This is a genomic window from Pelagerythrobacter marinus, from assembly GCF_034375205.1.
In the GTDB taxonomy this organism is placed as follows: Bacteria; Pseudomonadota; Alphaproteobacteria; order Sphingomonadales; family Sphingomonadaceae; genus Pelagerythrobacter; species Pelagerythrobacter marinus.
The window spans coordinates 334,046-351,867 of record NZ_CP139719.1; the positions used below are offsets into that span (position 1 = coordinate 334,046).

Annotated in this window: 14 protein-coding genes; 10 read left to right on the forward strand and 4 right to left on the reverse strand. The window is 60.8% G+C overall.

Features of this window, described 5'->3' with window-relative positions:
* Position 1: 1 nt before the first annotated feature.
* The 4 genes from T8T98_RS01585 to T8T98_RS01600 all read left to right on the forward strand — a co-directional run bounded on the left by T8T98_RS01585 (position 2) and on the right by T8T98_RS01600 (position 7,570).
* The gene (locus T8T98_RS01585) at positions 2-1,612 is read left to right on the forward strand and encodes an acyl-CoA synthetase (RefSeq protein WP_067182399.1); all 1,611 of its coding nucleotides are present in this window, start codon (positions 2-4) and stop codon (positions 1,610-1,612) included.
* Positions 1,609-3,246 carry a flavin-containing monooxygenase gene (locus tag T8T98_RS01590; protein ID WP_067182402.1) on the forward strand — a complete coding sequence of 546 codons (1,638 nt, stop codon included), beginning with the start codon at positions 1,609-1,611 and terminating at the stop codon, positions 3,244-3,246. The genes T8T98_RS01585 and T8T98_RS01590 overlap by 4 nt, the downstream gene beginning before the upstream one ends.
* Positions 3,243-4,214, forward strand: a complete 972-nt coding sequence (locus T8T98_RS01595) for an alpha/beta fold hydrolase (protein WP_067182404.1) — start codon at positions 3,243-3,245, stop codon at positions 4,212-4,214. Before T8T98_RS01590 ends, T8T98_RS01595 begins: the two co-directional genes overlap by 4 nt.
* Positions 4,215-4,633: 419 nt before the next feature.
* On the forward strand, positions 4,634-7,570 hold the full coding sequence (locus tag T8T98_RS01600; RefSeq protein ID WP_322295790.1) for a TonB-dependent receptor: 2,937 nt from the start codon (positions 4,634-4,636) through the stop codon (positions 7,568-7,570).
* 440 nt (positions 7,571-8,010) lie between these two features.
* Here the strand turns inward: T8T98_RS01600 and T8T98_RS01605 are convergent, their stop codons facing one another.
* Genes T8T98_RS01605 through T8T98_RS01615 form a run of 3 tightly spaced genes read right to left on the reverse strand, consistent with a single transcriptional unit; the run spans position 8,011 to position 12,220 of the window.
* The gene (locus tag T8T98_RS01605) at positions 8,011-9,498 is read right to left on the reverse strand and encodes an efflux transporter outer membrane subunit (protein WP_050599651.1); all 1,488 of its coding nucleotides are present in this window, start codon (positions 9,496-9,498) and stop codon (positions 8,011-8,013) included.
* Positions 9,499-9,535: 37 nt separating this feature from the next.
* Positions 9,536-11,089 (reverse strand): DHA2 family efflux MFS transporter permease subunit, encoded by a 1,554-nt coding sequence (locus T8T98_RS01610; RefSeq protein ID WP_050599572.1) that lies wholly within the window; start codon positions 11,087-11,089, stop codon positions 9,536-9,538.
* A 3-nt stretch (positions 11,090-11,092) separates the two neighbouring features.
* On the reverse strand, positions 11,093-12,220 hold the full coding sequence (locus T8T98_RS01615) for an HlyD family secretion protein (protein WP_050599652.1): 1,128 nt from the start codon (positions 12,218-12,220) through the stop codon (positions 11,093-11,095).
* 177 nt (positions 12,221-12,397) lie between these two features.
* Here T8T98_RS01615 and T8T98_RS16300 point away from each other — a divergent pair, with 177 nt between their 5' ends.
* The 5 genes from T8T98_RS16300 to T8T98_RS01640 all read left to right on the forward strand — a co-directional run bounded on the left by T8T98_RS16300 (position 12,398) and on the right by T8T98_RS01640 (position 16,195).
* The gene (locus T8T98_RS16300; RefSeq protein ID WP_224802040.1) at positions 12,398-12,847 is read left to right on the forward strand and encodes a MarR family winged helix-turn-helix transcriptional regulator; all 450 of its coding nucleotides are present in this window, start codon (positions 12,398-12,400) and stop codon (positions 12,845-12,847) included.
* A 51-nt stretch (positions 12,848-12,898) separates the two neighbouring features.
* The gene (locus T8T98_RS01625) at positions 12,899-13,798 is read left to right on the forward strand and encodes an MlaD family protein (protein WP_228135201.1); all 900 of its coding nucleotides are present in this window, start codon (positions 12,899-12,901) and stop codon (positions 13,796-13,798) included.
* A gap of 390 nt (positions 13,799-14,188) precedes the next feature.
* Positions 14,189-14,665, forward strand: a complete 477-nt coding sequence (locus T8T98_RS01630; RefSeq protein ID WP_160731908.1) for an Lrp/AsnC family transcriptional regulator — start codon at positions 14,189-14,191, stop codon at positions 14,663-14,665.
* Between the two features lie 137 nt (positions 14,666-14,802).
* Entirely contained in the window at positions 14,803-15,870 is a 1,068-nt protein-coding gene (locus T8T98_RS01635; RefSeq protein ID WP_251104294.1) for a Leu/Phe/Val dehydrogenase, read from the forward strand.
* A 13-nt stretch (positions 15,871-15,883) separates the two neighbouring features.
* Complete coding sequence (locus tag T8T98_RS01640) at positions 15,884-16,195, forward strand: hypothetical protein (RefSeq protein ID WP_251104293.1); 312 nt, start codon at positions 15,884-15,886, stop codon at positions 16,193-16,195.
* Positions 16,196-16,269: 74 nt separating this feature from the next.
* On the opposite strand, the gene T8T98_RS01645 is transcribed toward T8T98_RS01640, so the two are convergent.
* Positions 16,270-17,136 (reverse strand): pirin family protein, encoded by an 867-nt coding sequence (locus T8T98_RS01645; protein ID WP_251104292.1) that lies wholly within the window; start codon positions 17,134-17,136, stop codon positions 16,270-16,272.
* An 88-nt stretch (positions 17,137-17,224) separates the two neighbouring features.
* Here T8T98_RS01645 and T8T98_RS01650 point away from each other — a divergent pair, with 88 nt between their 5' ends.
* The gene (locus T8T98_RS01650; RefSeq protein ID WP_251104291.1) at positions 17,225-17,644 is read left to right on the forward strand and encodes a winged helix-turn-helix transcriptional regulator; all 420 of its coding nucleotides are present in this window, start codon (positions 17,225-17,227) and stop codon (positions 17,642-17,644) included.
* Positions 17,645-17,822 lie beyond the last annotated feature (178 nt).

The following is a 17,822-nucleotide window of genomic DNA, read 5'->3' on the forward strand; positions in this document are numbered from 1 at the left end:
CGTGATCGACTGGAACCTTGGCGACATCCTTGATGCAATCGAACCTGCGGTCCCGGAAGATGCTCCGGCGCTGATTAACGGCGACCGGATCATTACCTGGCCCGAAATGTCGAAGCGTTCGAACAATTTGGCGCGCAATCTGCGCGCGCAAGGTGCAGGCGACGGGGCGAAGATAGCCTTCTACATGCGCAACCGTTCCGAATACGGGGAATTGATGGCCGCATGCTTCAAGGGCCGCCTCACGCACGTGAACATCAATTATCGTTACCGTCCCGAGGAGGTTTTCTACATCTTCGACGATTCCGATAGCGAGGTAATTGTTTACAGTTCCGAGTTCCGCGACTGCATTCTTGAACTGAAGGAACGGTTGACCAAGGTTCATACATTTGTAGAAATCGGCGATGCTTCGCAGATCGCTTCCTTCGCGCTTCCTTACGAAAAACTTGTAGAAGGTAACGGCGCGCCTCTCGATATCGAGCGTTCTCCCGATGACCTGCTGTTCATATATACAGGCGGTACCACCGGCATGCCCAAGGGCGTGATGTGGCGACACGATGATATGCGCAAGGCTCAGCTCGACGCGCAAAAGCTGCTGGGTCCGGTTCCCCAGACCATGGAGGAAATGGTGGCCCTGGTGAAGCAGGGCGAGCTTGCACGCATCACTTTGCCGGCGTGCCCGCTGATGCATGGAACCGGGTTCATTACTGCTATCGGCACGCTCATGTCGGGCGGGGCCATCGTCACGCTGTCCGATCCATCCTTCGACGCGGAAGAATTGTGGGATGCGGTGGACCAGCACAAGGTGCAGAGCATCGCCATTGTCGGTGACGCTTTTGCCAAACCCATGCTGCAGGCGCTGGACGCCCACCCGAAGCGCTGGGACACGAGCAGCCTGATTTCGATCATCTCGTCCGGCGTCATGTGGAGTAAACAGGTAAAGGCGGGCCTGTGCAAACATATCCCCCAGGTCATCCTCATGGACAGTTTTGGCGCTTCGGAAGGGCTGGGCTACGGCTTGTCGGTGACGACCGCACAGGGCGGCACCAACACCGCGAAATTCGGGATCGGGGAATTTTGCGACGTATTCGACGAGAACGACCGGAAGGTCGAGGCGGGGAGCGGCGTGCCCGGCTTTATTGCCCGCAAGGGCGCAATCCCCACAGGATACTACAAGGACCCGGAAAAGTCGGCCAAGACTTTCAGGACGATCGATGGCGTGCGTTACTCCATCCCGGGCGACTGGTGCCGGGTGGAATCCGATGGAAGCCTGACCTTGCTGGGCCGCGGCAGCGTCTGCATCAACACCGCAGGTGAAAAGGTTTACCCCGAGGAGGTGGAGGAAGTGCTCAAAACCCATCCCGCCATTGCCGACGCGCTTGTCGTCGGGGTGCCTGACGAAAAATGGGGCGAAGCGGTGACCGCTGTGGTGCATTTGACCCAGGATGCGGACTTCGACGCGCAAGCGATCAAGGATCACGTGCGGGAACAATTGGCAGGCTACAAAACACCCAAGGCGATTTGCCCAACGCAAACCGCCTTGCGCGCGTCAAACGGCAAGGCGGATTATACTACGGCCAAAGAGATCGCGAAAGCGGGTGCCGGGGCCTCGTGAGCCATTTGCCCCCTCCTGACTATGATGTCGTAATCGTCGGGGCCGGGTTCAGCGGAATATACCTGCTTTACAAGCTGCGTCAGGCGGGGTTCGACGTTCTGCTGGTAGACGCAGCGGAGCAGCCGGGGGGAATCTGGTACTGGAACCGCTACCCGGGAGCACGGGTCGATTCCCAGGTTCCACTTTACGAATTTTCCATTGCGGAAGTATGGAAAAGCTGGACGTGGAGCGAACGATTTCCAGGCTGGGAGGAACTGCGCGCCTATTTCCTCCACGTCTGCGATACGCTCGACCTCTGGCCGGCAATGCGAATGAAAACACGGGTCGAAAGCGCGCAGTTCGATGAAGACACCGCCTACTGGCGATTGAAGCTCGACGAAGGCGGGAAAGTAAGCGCGCGTTTCCTTTTGCCGGCCCTGGGGTTCGCCTCGAAACCCTACATTCCCGATATCCCGGGTCTTAGCGATTTCGAAGGCGACTGGTGCCATACCGCCCGCTGGCCGCAGGAAGGCATCGACCTTTCTGGCCGCCGGATCGCCCTGATCGGCACGGGTGCCAGCGGCGTACAGGTGGCGCAGGAGGCGGCAAGCTGCGCGGAGCAGCTGACGCTTTTTCAGCGAACCCCGATTCTCGCCCTTCCCATGCGGCAGGAAAAACTGGACGCTGATCGTCAGCTTCGCGAAAAATCCGAATATCCCGCTGTCTTCCAGAAAAGGCTTACGACAAGTGGCGGTTTCGAATGCCAATCGCTGGACATCTCGGCCCTGGCTGTGACCGAGGAAGAGCGGACTACGCATTTCGAGGATTTGTGGCAGCGAGGAGGGTTGCGCTTCTGGTATCATAATTTCGCTGACATACTGACGAACGAGGACGCCAATCGCCACGCCTACGAGTTCTGGCGTGACAAGGTGCGCGAGCGGATCTGCGACCCGACCATTGCCGAGAAGCTCGCTCCCGATGAGCCGCCACATCCCTTCGGGACCAAGCGACCATCGCTCGAACAGAATTATTACGAGATCTTCGCACAAGACAATGTGACGCTGGTCGATCTGAACGACACCGCGATCACTCGCGTCACCGAGGCCGGGATAGAAACAGCCACTGGCATGATCCCGTGCGATCTCATTGTCTTCGCGACCGGCTTCGATGCCGGTCGTGGCGGGCTCATCGACATGAACATCACCGGCCGCGGTGGGCTGGGGCTGGCAGAAGCATGGAAGAGCGAGATCAAAGCCTATCTAGGCATGGCCGTCGCCCAATTTCCGAACATGCTGTTCGCCTACGGCCCGCTCAGCCCTTCAGGCTTTTCCAACGGTCCGACAAGCGCCGAAATCCAGGGTGACTGGATCTGCGATTTCCTGATCTGGCTGCGCGATAACAGGATCGGCCTTTTCGAAGCCGATGCGCTGGCCGAGCGAAGCTGGACCGATATGGTCGCCCAAGTAGGGTCGATGACGCTCTTCCCCAAGGCTGAATCGTGGTACATGGGCGCCAATATTCCCGGCAAACCCCGACAACTGATCAATTTCCCCAGCGTATCTGGTTACGCCGATCTATGCCACGATGTCGCACGGCACGATTATCGTGGTTTTATCAGGAATACACTATCCGGTATGGAGACTGCGCCGAAATGAATGAAATGAAACCAATCCACGACGGGTCAGCAGATATCGATCCCGTATGGGCCGGCGACGGGGCGGATATACCCGAATGGTTCGCCTGGGCGCTGAGCGTGCCCCGTGAGGAAGGCTTCGTAGAGGTTGGTGGCGCGCGGGTGCATTATCTTCGCTGGGGCAAGCGTGACCGGCCCAAATTGCTCATGACTCACGGTTTTCTCGCCCATGCCCGCTGCTTTGCCTTCATCGCACCGTACCTTGCCGAAGACTACGACGTGGTGGCGTTCGATCTGGCCGGTATGGGCGATAGCGAGATGCGCGGCGTGGCCGATATAGCTGCGCGGGGAAAGGAATTCGTCGAGATCAGCGAAGCGCTCGATTTGTTTGCGGATGGAAGCAGACCGACGATCATCGCCCATAGCTTCGGCTCGGGTGCAGCGCTGACCGCCGTTTCCCAATCGCCGGATGCCTTCGCCGGCGTTATTGTCTGCGATCTCATGGTGATGCGGCCCGAAAAGCTGGAGAAATACTGGACCATGGGCAGATCGAGCCCCGGGTCGGGTAATCCTGACAAACCGGTGCGACGCTACCCCACCTACGAAGCGGCGCGCGAGAGGTATATCCTGTCGCCGCCGCAGGCAGTTGGTGAGCCGTTCCTGATGGATTACATGGCCTATCACTCTCTCCGCCGCGATGGCGAGGAGTGGACATGGAAGTTTTCTCCCGAAGTGTTCCGGCGCAGCAACAAGCCCGACGAATGGCTGACAGTAGGCCAGAGGCTGGTCGATGCGCCCGGGCGCAAAGCGATTGTGTACGGCGAGAAAAGTCAGCTCTTTGATCGCGATTCCGCCCGCTATATCCGGGAACTGGGAGGGGGAAAGATACCAATTGTTGCAGTGCCCGATGCACGCCATCATCTCATGCTGGATCAGCCGCTCGCGTTCGTCGCTGCGCTACGGGCGGTACTGGCCTTTTGGAGCCTCTGAGATCCCCCATACTAAGAGGCTGGTTCCTGGTCAGAGGCCAGCGAGATGGGGGCAAAGGGCGTCCATATTCATCTTGTACTATATCCGAACTATTGTCGCCGTCGGCACGGCGAACGCTTCGTTGGTCTCGATGCCAGCTGGGGCAAAAGCTTTATCGGGAGCAACTCGCTTAGCACGCCAACCATTGCTGATCTTTAGCAAACGTTCACTCCGCGTGCGATCTGGATCGTGGCCCATGGGGTCAAAAGATAAGGCGCTTTACTAATATCACGCGGATGTATATGCCCATGGACGGGGATTGGGCTAATTCTCTCCCTCTCCTCTCCACAGACTAAGGGGCGACCCTCGAGGTCGCCCCATTTTGCAGTAAGCGGCGGAGCCAATTATCGTCGCACTGAAGAGATGGGAAGGGATGCTATATGACACTGAGAGCGATGGTGCTCGCCACTTCGGCCATCTTGGCTTGGCCGCAGATGGCTTTAGCGCAGGATTCCACAACTGATGAGGCGGAACCCCAAGGATCCGTAATCATCGTGACGGCCCAACGCCAATCTCAAAGTCTGCAAGAGGTGCCGATCGCGGTCAGTGCCTTCGATGCTACGGCTCTCGAAAGCCAGCAGATCGAGAACGCTGCTGACCTTCAATTGACGCTCCCGAACGTCTCATTTTCGAAGGGCAACTTCACCGGGTCGTCCTTCACCATCCGTGGTATCGGCGATCTTTGTGTTGGTGTGACGTGTGACGCAGCGACGGCTATCCATATCAATGGTTCCCCTCTTTTTGGTACCCGGCTGTTCGAAACAGAATATTTTGACCTTGAGCGAATTGAGGTCCTACGGGGGCCGCAGGGCACCCTCTTCGGCCGCAACGCTACCTCGGGTGTTGTCAACCTTGTGACAGCCAAGCCTGACCTCGGTTCTTTCGGCGCGGCCGGAGAGTTCGAGTATGGGAATTACAACAGCATCAAGGCCGAAGGGATGGTCAATGTCCCGATCGGCGATTCTATCGGCATTCGGGTAGCCGGATTCTTTCTGAATCGCGACGGTTACACCACAAACCTTTTCGACAATTCGGATGTCGACGACCGAGACATGTACGCTGTTCGTGGTTCTCTTCGTTTTGAACCCGGTGCCGATACCACTCTCGACTTCATGGCATATTATTTCAGGGAAGATGACACCCGTTTACGTAATCAAAAGCAGGCCTGCCAGCGTGACCCGCTCGGCGTGCTGGGTTGTCTGAACAATCGCCGCGACTTTGACATCACCAATGCCAATTCCACAGTCGGCGCAACGCTCAGTTCGCAAGAGTTCTTCGCTATTCAGGGAATTCCCTCAGTACTGGGATTGGGAAGCCTGTACGGCCCCGATGCATTTGCAGGATTCGATAAGCCCGACGATGTGCGCACGGTAAACACGGCGTATACTCCATTCTATTTTGCCGATGAAGTGCAGCTACAGGCCCGTCTCGAGCAGCGCATCGGAGCTATGACACTGACTGCAACCGGTCTTTATCAGGACACCGAAGTCGATTCCCGGCAGGACTACTTTCTGGGCATTCAGGATCGTACCGGCTTTGCTACGGCCTTGAACGTGTTGTCCGGCTTCGCGGCCAACGGTTTGCCTACCGGCCTCCCCGCACCTGCACCGGCGTTCGTGCCAGGTTCGTCGGCGTATTTTACCCCGATTGTGGAGGCTCTCATCCCCAATGGCCCAGGGGGCTTATTGTGCACCTCCGATAACGATGATGGGAACAGGGGCGCGTTCGAAGGTAATGTATTGTGCGGCGAAACGCCGCTATCCTTCGACAGGTCTTCAGAGCAACGCGAATCCTGGAGCGGCGAAATCCTCCTTTCCAGTGATTTCGACGGAGCATTCAATTTCCTGCTCGGAGGGATCTATGCAAAGTCCAAGACTACCGACAACAGTTACTATGTAAACTCATTCGCGCTTGACTACGCCAGTGCCATTCTGGGATCGTTTGGTACTTTGGCAGGCGGTGCACCGCCATCCTACTTCGCAACATCCATGTACCGCAACAATTCTCTCGAGGCTAATCTTGAGAGCTTCGGTGTGTTCGGGGAGATCTACGTCGACCTGACCGAGCGTCTGACCTTCACCGGAGGTTTGCGGTATAACGACGACAAGAAAGACGTGACTGCGCGCACGACCTTGATTAGCTTCCTCAATCCTTACGCGAATGACGGGGAGCCGTTCGACAGCCCGATCACTCCCTTAACCGGTCCCTCTGGTCTTTTTGATGCCGATCCTGGTACGCCAGGTGAGCAGCTGACGCAATTTAGAGAAGTAGGTTTCGATGAAATAACCGGGCGTGCGGTGCTCGACTACGAAGTTACGCCTGACAATTCGATTTACGCATCTTATGCTAGGGGCTATAAATCCGGGGGTATCAACCCGCCCCTTTCGCCCGTTTTCGATGTGGCTGAAAGCTTCGGATCAGAAACCATCGACGCATTTGAAATCGGATCGAAAAATACCTTTGCGAATGGCGCACTGCAATTAAACGCTACTGCATTCTACTATAAGTATAGCGGGTTGCAGCTTAGCCGCATCGTCGCCCGTACCTCAGTTAATGATACTATCGATGCCGATATCTGGGGTGTGGAACTAGAGTCCGTTATCCGGCCCGATCCCGATTGGCTTGTCAACTTGACGTTCAGTTATCTCAACGCGGAAGTTGCCGGCGACCAGTTCTTCTCCAATCCGCGCGACCCGGGTGGCGGCGATCCTGATGCCGTCATCATCAAGGATATCAGCAACGGTGCTAATTGTGCCGTAACCGGGCCAGCCCCCGGCGTGGCCGACGCATTCGTCGCCGGAGTGAACGCAGCTCTGGGTCTTCGTGGTCCCGAAGAATTTCCTAATGACGGCAATCTTGCGTCAAGCGGCGCATTCAGCATTTGCGATGTCTTGGCCGGAGCCGTTCCGGCGGGCAGCGGCCTTGCGGTATTAAGCCCTGGCGTAGAGGTCAACTTAAAAGGGAACAAGTTGCCGCAGGCCCCCGAAATGAAGGTTTCGATGGGTGTGCAGTACACCGCCACTTTCGACAATGGCATGACTCTGGTTCCTCGCGTGGACGTAGCGCTGACTGGTGAGCAATACGGCAATATCTTTAACGGCAGGGTCAACCGGATCGAGCCATTCGTGCAAGCCAACGCGATCGTGCAGTTGAACAGTGCGGATGAGCGTTGGTTCGTGCGCGGATTTGTTCAGAACATTTTCGACAGCAGCTCGGTGACAGGATTGTACTTGACCGACGCATCCTCGGGGAATTTTACCAATATCTACACTTTGGATCCTCGTAGATATGGTGTTGCTTTGGGGTTCAGTTTCTAACAGGTCCAGATCGTGTTGGCGGGGAGATCGGTGGTCCTCCCAACGACCCGAAAGGACAGTGCCAGCTAGTTCGTATTTCGACCCATGACTTTATAGCTTTTCCAGAGCGGCGTAATGCTCGATGACCGCCTCGTAAGCCTACCGACGAGGCGGTCATCGAACCGGCCAAATGCGAGCTGCACTCGAAATGCCTGTACGATCGCTCGTTGATGTCGCTACGAGATGCTCGCGGAAAGCTTAAGGCCTTACATAGAAACGACAATGAAGAGTCACCGAATAGTGCAATCGGGATATCCGATGGTGATACTGGCAAACGCACTCTGCGAAAGGCGGAAACATGCTGACCCCTATGATCCAAGATTGGGTCGCAGTGCACGAGGTGCTGACGCGTTAGGAAAAGTTGGAAGGGGCTGCGGGGCAGACTTCTGAGAAAACTTATCCTAACTCTGTTCAGGTTTCATAACTGATTTTCGATCGACCGGAGCTGGCTCAACCGACGTGCGATTGTCGCGAGACAATTCGACCCATCCCAACCCAAGCGACTTCTGGATCGCGATCCAGCCATTTGTCATGGCGGCGATCGCCCGATCGAGATTTGCTCTGGCCTGTTCGCGCTTGCGGATCGAAGTGTCGAGTTCGCCTTGCGAGATTACCCCCGCGGCGCGGCGTTGCTCGTTAAGCTCCGCAGCCGTGTCGGCCTGCCGACTGATCTGCGCCAGCGCGGCTACGTTGGCTCTTTGTTGCCCGAACCGAGCAAGCGATTGTTCGGCGTCGCGTAGTGCGCCCAGGACCACTTCAAGATAGCGCGCTTCGGCCTCGTCGCGCGCACTCTCGGCCTGATCGATCGATGCTGCCGTGCGGCCGGAATCAAGCAGGTTCCACTGCAGCCGCGGCAAAGCGATTGCCGATAAGTTGCCCGGGTCCAGGATGTCGTCGGGCTCCGATCCGCCCAAACCGAGAATCCCCATGAAGGAAATCTTGGGGAAGCGAGCAGCCTCTGCCACGCCAATGCGCGCATTCGCCGCGGCCAGCATGCGTTCGGCGGCTCGAACATCCGGCCGCCGCGCTATTAGCGCTGCGGGATCGCCCACCGCGACCCGTTCGGGGGGAAGCGGAATTTCGGCCTGAGCCGCCAGGAGCCCGTCGAGTGCGCCGGGCGCTTCGCCCGTCAGCACCGCGAGCGTGTCTTTGAATACATCGATGTCCGCTTGAGCTTCCGCGATCTGCGACTTGAGCAGTTCGAGCTCGGCGTTCGCGTTACCGACCGGGAACAGCGCGAGAGCGCCCTGTGTATAGCGCTGATAGGTCAATTCGAGAATTTGCTGCTGCAAGTCGCGCTCTCGCTGGACAAGCTCGAGCCGCCCTTGCGCTTCTCGCAGGCTCACATACGCCCGCGCGATTTCGGCGGCGAGCTGGACTTTCGCATCCTCGGCGTTCGCCACCGAGGCCGCAGCCTGAGCGTTAATGGCCTCGACACGCCGTGCCTGCCCCCCAGCGAAATCGATCTCCCAGTTTGCATTGAGCCCGACGTTGTAGACGCTGAGGCTGTCCTGCTCTTCGGTGTCTGCAGGAGCGCCGGGCGATCCCGGGGGCGGGCCGCTGCCGATATCTAGCCCTGGGATATTCGCCTGGACCGCAGTCGCCTGCGCAGCCACGGCGGGTAGCCGGTTGGCGCGCTCCTGGCGGAGAGAAGCCCTTGCCTGTTCGATGCGAGCGCGCGCCGCGGCCACGCCCGGATTGCCGACCAGCGCGCGCGCCTCCAGTTCATTGAGAACCGGATCGCCGAGCAGCGTCCACCAGTCGCCGGCAATCGGCGCAAACGGATCGATTTCGGGGCCGGCGCGTACGAACGCATTGCCTGCGGCGGTCGCAAGTTGCGGGGGACCGGCATAGTCGGGACCGGACATGCAACCCGCGAGGAGCGCCATGGGAGCGAGGAGGGTTAGGGTCTTGCGCATAGAGTTCTCAGTGCATCGAAAGGGATAAGTTCTTCGGGAGAGGCTTGAGGAACAGTACCAGCGGCACCGTGACCAGGGTAATCGCGCCCATGGCGAAAAAGACATCGTTGTAGGTCATCACGAACGCATCGCGCTGAATGATGCCGGAAAGCATCTCCAGCGCGGCCTGTGGGCTGCCCAGCGACGCCGTCATGCCGTCCAGGTATTCCTGTAGCCGGGGGCTGTTGGCGTTGAGGGTTTCTTCCATGCGTCGACTATGATGCCACAGGCGCTGATCCTGGAACGAGGCAAGCCCCGCGAGCGCGAACGAGCCCCCGAGGTTTCGCGCCGCGTTGAAGATCCCGGAAGCATCGCCGGCATCCTCCTTGGCAACCGAAGCTACCGTCGCCTGGTTGAGGAACATCATCGTGAGGATCATGCCGATGCCACGCAGGAACTGGCTTTCGGTGAACACTCCACCTCCCGATTCCGCTGTCAGATTTATGCTGACGAAACAGCTTAGCGCCATGATGAACATGCCCGCGCCGACCGCAATGCGGATGTGAATCCTGCGGATCATGAACGGGAGAACGGGCATCAACAGGAAAGCCGGAACGCCCATCCAGAAGATCACAAGTCCGGTCTGCAAGGCATTATAATCGGAAATTATCGCGAGAAATTGCGGGATCACGTAGGTCGAGCCATACATGACCATGCCAAGCGCCAGTGCCATCACCACGACGCTGGCAAACTGCCTGCTGAGCATCAGGCGCAATTTGAGCACGGGTTTGCGCGCGTAAAGCTGTCCGTAGGTCAGAAGTGCAAAACCCACGACCGTCATCAGTGTGAGCTGGACGATCAGCGTGGAATCGAACCACTCCTCACGGTGGCCTTCTTCCAGAACGATGGTCAGCCCACCCAACCCAAGGATCATACCAGCTATTCCCGCCCAATCAGCCTCGCGCAGGTAAACCCAGTCGGGCTTTTCATGGGGTAGCCCGATGAATAGTAAAGCAAGGAGCAACGCGCAGACGGGCACGTTGACGAAGAAGGCGTAGTGCCAGCTCAGGTTCTCGGTAAGCCAGCCCCCCACCAACGGGCCCATTACCGGCCCAAGAACCACGGTCATTCCGAAGAGCGCCATGCCAATCGGCTGTTGCGATGGAGGCAGTCGCTTTGCGACGATGGTCATGGCGGTTGGAATAAGCGCGCCGCCCATGAACCCTTGACCGGTGCGACCGATGATCATCGTCGTCAGATCGGTGGCAATGCCGCACAACACCGAAAAGGCCGTGAAGGCAGAAACCGCGACGATGAGCAGCGTGCGAAGGCCGAGCAGTCTTTCCAGCCACGCGCTCAGAGGGATGATGATGATCTCGGCAACAAGGAAGGCTGTCGCGATCCAGGTGCCTTCGGTTCCGGTCGCGCCGATTTCCCCCTGGATCGTCGGCAGCGCCGAATTGACGATCGAGATGTCAAGCGTTGCCAGCATCGCCCCCAGCGCACCGGCGGCTACGGCGATCCAGGCCGTAGCATCGGCCTTTTCGACCGGCGGCGAAACCGCTGCAGCGGCGCCTGCCATCGGTCAGTCTCCGGCCGCGTTGCGGATCGAATCGAGTTGGTCTCTAGCGGCGCGCGTATCGACACTCGCGACAACAGACATGCCCGGCACCAGCAGACGCAGGATCTCGGGCGAAGCCTGAATGGATATGCGCACCGGGACGCGCTGAACGATCTTGGTGAAATTACCCGTCGCGTTCTGTGGCGGAAGGATTGAGAATTCTGCCCCGGTACCCGGCGCGATGCTCTGCACTCTTCCTGATAGCTCGAGGTCCGGCAGCGCGTCGATTTCCAAGGTGACGGGTTGCCCCGGGCGGACAAGTCCGAGCTGCGTTTCCTTGAAATTTGCTGTCACGTAGAGGCGGTCGGTCGGTACGAGGCTCATAAGGCGTTGGCCAGGCTGGACAAATTGTCCAGGTCGGACCGTGAGGTCACCCACCCGCCCGGAAATACTGGCCTGGAGCGTGGTCGATGACAGGTTCAGACGGGCGGCCTCGAGTTGCGCACGAGCGGCGTTGGCTTGCGAATTGGCCTGGTCTATCTGCTCGCTAAGCGTGTTCTGTCGGCGCTGTGCCGCCGTGAGCGCGGCGCGCGCTGCCGCGACTTGAGCCTGCGCTTCTCTGGCCTGGGCCTCCAGCTGATCGAGCCTCTCGCGCGGCTCCGCTCCCGAAGCGGCAAGGGGGCGGTACCGGACAACCTGCTCAGCAGCGAGACCAGCCTGTGCAGATGCCGCTGCGAGCTGTGCACGGGCCTGGGCAATTGCCGCGTCCTGCTCTTGTTGCTGGGCGCGTACCGTATCTGCTCCGGCGAGCGACGCGGCGATCTGGGCTTCGACCTGGTTCGTTTGGGCACGATAATCTCGCACGTCCAGCTGGACAAGCGCATCGCCCGACGCGACCGTTTGATTCTCCGTCACTAATACGCGCTCGACGTAGCCCGCAATTTTGGGGGAGATGATGACGCTGTCGGCGGCAATATAAGCGTTGTCGGTGGACTGCTGGAATCTGCCGTACGTCTGATGATTGTAATACCAGTAGCTCCCGGCGAGCAGGACCAGAATGCCGGCGATCAGCAGACCCAGCCGGACCCGCGGACTGGACAACCCCGTCGGACGTGCGCCTTCATCGCTAGCCCCTGCTGTCTCGTCCGCCATGATTATTTCGCTCCTCGCCATCGTTTGAGCCGCTGCGCGAGCGATATAGCGGCCAAAACAAAATGCGAAAGTCCTTTACTATTTTTCTCCGATCGATAGGAATGTCTCATGCCAGAAGATGAGGGCACTCTCGCACTCGACAATGTCATCACCCACGATGATCGAGCGATCTTCATGATGGACCAGATCAGCCGCGCCGCGCGCAAGGCATTCGATGACCGAGCACAGCCGCTGAGCCTCAATCGTACGCAGTGGCGTGTGTTGGCGCAGTTGATCAGAGCTCCTGCCCTGAACCAGACGGACATCGCCAGGAGACTTGAAATCACATCCTCCAGCAGCGGCCTGGAAGACATGACGCCTTCGCGCTTGAGTGACCGGACGCGGCTTGCGCAAGTCATAGCAATATTCGGTCGCCACGGGCGGGGCGGCATCACGCCCGTGTTGGGACTAGGCCGATCTCAAAACCAAAACACATTCGACGCGCCCGGATGCCCCGCTCGTGGCGATTGCGCCAGGGGACGAACCTCGGTCATGTTCTATAGCGGACAACCGAATGGAGCATGCGGGACGCGAACTTTCATTGCACCGGCCCTCTGCCGGACGAACAAACCGCTGGCGGCGTGCTAGATGGAAACTAACGCAAACTTCTCCCTAGTGGCGTGGATCGTTGGCATTCTGATGCTTACGACCATCGCTTTCGCGATGTGGCTAATCGATCCCAGACCAAATCAGGAAACATATCAGATCAAGTTTGATCGCTCCGTGGAAGGCCTTCAGTCGGGATCGACTGTAACACTATCGGGAGTCCCTGTGGGACAGGTAACATCGGTCCGTCTGGCGGAAAATGAACCGGAAAACGTGGTCGTTGTTCTGACTCTCGATCCTTCTGCGGCGAAAGTCCACGGCCTTGAAGCGACAATCAGCACGGATCTGATAACTGGAGAGGCTGCGCTCGTGCTCGAGGGCCGACGGGGTCGTCAGGGCATTTACACCGACAAGTCAGGAAAAAAGATCATTCCCGCCGCGGACGAAACCGGACTATTGGGGAGGGATGCGACCGCCACTGTAGAGACCGTGGCAAATAGCATTCGCGCTCTGAACGAAGGACTGGAGCCAGAAAAGCAACGGGTGATCACCTCCGATCTTGTCCGGCTTCGAGTCACGACGGCCGCACTCGCATCGGACGCCGAAGGTTGGGACGAACGATTGGCCTCAACAAAAGGAAGATTGTTAGACTTAGGGCACAGGGTTGGTGGATGGGGAAATAATCTTCGAGATGCAGATCGGCGGATCTCAGGGCGGAGCGCTTCTGCTATCGCGCAACGACGCCTTCGCCAATTCAGGGAGGGCGTGCAGAACGCTGAAAACAAACTTTCCCAGATAAGGAGTGGCATTCCGGCGGTCGAAGATTCTTTGGTTGAAGGTGAAACGGACCTTCGCGAGCTTAGTCGCGAACTTGCTCCTCTCAGTGAAAAAATAGAAGATATTCAGGTTGAGGGAATTACATCAAATCCTCCCCTCCCAGACTATCGGCCAAAAAGAAGAGAAGCTGGAACGAATATCGATGATTTAAAGTAAACCGAACGGATGACTGCTTCCGGGCAGAGCGCGCAGCCCGTAGAATAGCGGAGATTGGAGCGCAAAGCGGATAACGACCTACTCCGCGGTCAAGTTTGAAATTGAAATTCCGAGTCCTAAAAAAGGCATCGAACCAATACATTAGAGGGATTTTGCGGGCCTTTTGCGGGCTTTTCAGCTTGACCGAAATATCTAAACATCAGAAATTAAACGGAAAAGAAGTTCGAATGTGATGCCTCTTCTGGCACCATTTTCTCATTCAGCAATGTACGCAGAAGGTTCGCAAGAGGCCGGCTATACGCCGGCGCAGATCGAGAAGATGACGAGCGGCAACGTGATCCGTGTCCTCCGCGCGGCGGAGGGAGCGGGGCAGGAGGGAAGGTTATCGCCATGACGGCGCCCGGCGGCGACAGTCTCGACCGGTACGAGAAGAAGATCCTGCGGATCCTGCAGGAGGACGTCTCGCTCTCGACCGCCGCGGTGGCCGAGCGGGTCGGCCTGTCGGTCTCGCCCTGCTGGCGCCGGATCGACCGGCTGGAGCGCGACGGGTTCATCACCCGCAAGGTCGCGCTGGTCGATCGGCGCAAGGTCGGGCTCAACGCGCATATCTTCGCCCAGGTCAAGCTCAACGCCCACGGGCGGGCGAACCTCGACGAGTTCGCCGAGGCGATCCGAAGCTTTCCCGAAGTGCTCGAATGCTATGTCCTGATGGGCAACGTCGATTTCCTGCTGCGGATCGTCGCCCCCGACATCGAGGCTTACGAGGCGTTCTTCTTCAACCGCCTCTCGCAAGTGCCCGGGGTGCAGGAAGTCCACTCGACCGTCGCCCTGTCGGAGATCAAGACGACGACCGCGCTGCCGCTCTAGCGCCCGCGGGGCAAGATTGACCCGGTTCTGCGCCGGAATCGAAAATACTTTTCTCTCACGCGGTACTTTCGCGCCAATCAGACAGGAAATTTCGCGCAAGCTGGGGCAGATGCTGCCCGGCAGGCAGGAGTTTCCCGATGAGCGAGCAGACCCAATCCACCGCCGGCGTGCCCGAGGCCGTCCATCTCGTGAAAGACGAGGCGAGCGGCCTCGACGGCGTGATCGTTCTCCATTCCACCGTGCTCGGCCCGGCGGCCGGCGGGTGCCGCGCATGGCGTTACCCCGACAGCCGGGCGATGACGCGCGACGCGCTGCGCCTGGCGGAAGGGATGGCGTTCAAGAACGCGATGGCGGACCTGCCGCTGGGCGGGGGGAAGTCGGTCATCAACCTGCCCGCCGAACCGTTCGACCGGCGCGCCCTGTTCGAGGCGTTCGGCCGCGCGGTCGCCGAGCTCGGCGGTTCGTACGTGACGGCGGAGGATGTCGGCACGGGGGTCGAGGACATGGAGGCCGTGCGCCGGCAGACGCGCCACGTGGCCGGCCTGACCCAGCAGGAAGGGCGGCCCGGCGGCGACCCTTCGCCGTGGACCGCGCTGGGCGTGTTCCTCTCGATGCAGGAGGCGGTGCGCCGCGCGTTCGGCGGCGACCTGTCCGGGGTCACGGTCGCGGTCCAGGGGCTGGGCCATACCGGCGCGGCGCTGTGCCGGCTCCTGCACGAGGCCGGGGCCCGGCTGATCGTGGCGGAGACGCGTTCCGACGTCGCGGCGCAGATCGCCTGCCGATACGGGGCAGAAATCGCCAGCCCGCGCGCGATCCTTTCCGCCAGGGCCGATGTCTTCGCGCCCTGCGCGATGGGCGGCGTGCTCGACGGCGCGGGGGTGGGGCGGCTGCGGGCGCGGGTCGTCTGCGGCTCGGCCAACAACGTCCTGGCGCGCGCGGAAGACGGCGATGCGCTGGCGCGCCGCGGCGTGCTCTATGCGCCCGACTACGTCGTCAACGCCGGGGGCATCGTCAACGTCTGCGCCGAATACCTGGGGTGGGACAGCGCGCAGGCCGAGCGGCGGGTGCGCGAGACGGGGCAGCGCCTTGCCGCGGTGCTCGACCACGCGCAGGAGCACGGGCTGGCCCCGCATCGCGCGGCGGACCTGCTGGCGCGCCGGCGGCTGGAGCGGCGCGCGGGCGATGTCCGGCCGGTCGCCGCCTGACCGCGCGCGACGCATGGTCCTCGAATGCCCGGCCGATACCGCGCTGCTGGCGCGGGTCGTCGACATCCATGCCCGTCTCGGCTTCGCTCCGGCGGCGATGACGGTCGCGGTGGAGGGCGCGCGAATGCGCGTGACGATCGACACCGCCGCGCTCACCGCGCACGAGGCCGGGCGGCTGGCCGCGCTGACCGGGCGGATCGTGGGGATGACCGTGCGGACGTGCCGGCCCGAAGCGGGGCCGGATGCGGGGCCGGAGGCGGGGCCGGAAGCAGGGGTGGGCGCGGGCGACGCCGCGCGCTGCCCGGGCCTGGCCGCAAGCGGCTGACGCGAGACGGGAAACGGGGCGGCCGCCGCGGCGCCCGCCCCTTCCGTGCCGTTGCCCTCGTTCTCCCGTCGGCCCTATCCGGCCGGCGCGAGGGTTCCGAACTTGCCCGCGTTGAACGCGGCGATCGCCTCGCGGATCTCGCCCTCGGTGTTCATCACGAAGGGGCCATGGCCGACGACCGGTTCGTCGATCGGTTCGCCGGTCATGACCAGCACGATGCTGTCGCCGTTGGCGGCGATGCGCGCCGCGTCGCCGCTGCGCGAGAGGCGCGCGATCTCGGCCTCGCCCACGCCCTCGCCATCGATCGTGACATGGCCGGAAAGCACCGCGATCATCGTCGTGTGCCCATCGGGCAGGGGCAGGGTGGCCGTGGCGCCCGCGTCGAGCTGCACGTCCCACAGGTTGATCGGGGTGAAGGTCTGCGCCGGTCCCTCCACCTCGCCGAAGGTGCCGGCGATGATCCGCGCGCGGCCGCCGTCGAACGCGACTTCGGGGATCGTGTCGCGCGTGATCGCCTGGTACCGCGCGGGCACCAGCTTGTCCTTCGCCGGCAGGTTGACCCACAGCTGCACCATGCGGAACGGCCCGCCGGTCTTCGAATAGCCGGGGGAATGGAACTCTTCGTGCAGCACGCCCGAACCGGCCGTCATCCACTGCACCTCGCCCGCGCCGATCGTGCCGCCGCCGCCGGTGGAATCGCGGTGGCTGACTTCGCCGTCATAGACGATGGTCACCGTCTCAAACCCCTTGTGCGGATGCTGGCCCACGCCGCGCGGGCGGCCCTCGACCGGCTCGAAGTTCCACGGCCCGGCATAGTCGAACAGGAGGAACGGGCTGATCGCGGCCGTATCGCCGTGATAGCTGAACAGCGAGCGGACCGGGAAACCGTCGCCGACCCAGTGGGCGCTGTCGTTGCGCAGGATCGTATCGAGTGTCTTCATGTCACTGCCTTTCACAAGGGGGCGTATTGGTCGGCCCCGCCCCGGGGGCATTGCCTTCGTCCTGCAGGCAAGATAGAGCTGCACTGACATGGCAACAAGTACGATCCCGATGGATACTGCATCCGCCCGCGGCCAAACCGGCTCCGGCGCGCCGGCCGACGGCTGGCGCTGCCCGGCGGAACGGACGCTGGAATTCCTGTCGGGCAAGTGGCGGCCGATGGTCATCTTCTGGCTGCTCGACGGGCCGCTGCGCTTCAACGCCTTGCAGCGCAGGCTGGGCGGGATCACCCATCGCACGCTGTCGAAGACGCTGAAGGAAATGGAGCGCGACGGGCTGGTCGCGCGCCGCGACTACGGCGAGATTCCCCCGCGGGTGGACTATTCGCTCACCGCCAGGGGGCGCAGCCTGCGGCCGGTGCTCGACGCCATGGCCGAATGGGCCGCCGACCAGCACGAAGCGGACGAAACGACCTCCGCGCCCGCCCCCGCCCCGGGCCCGCAGGCCTGACCGAACCAGGCGGCGAGGGTGCGTCAGCCCCCCGCGTCCCCGGCCATCCACCGGTCCCACCCGAACATCGCCGCGCGCCGCGGCGGAACCATGTTGCCGCGCGCCGGTTGGGCAGCGGGGCCGCATTTGGTGAACTTTGCGGGAACCATGCGGCGAAGCGGGCATTACACGGGACGGA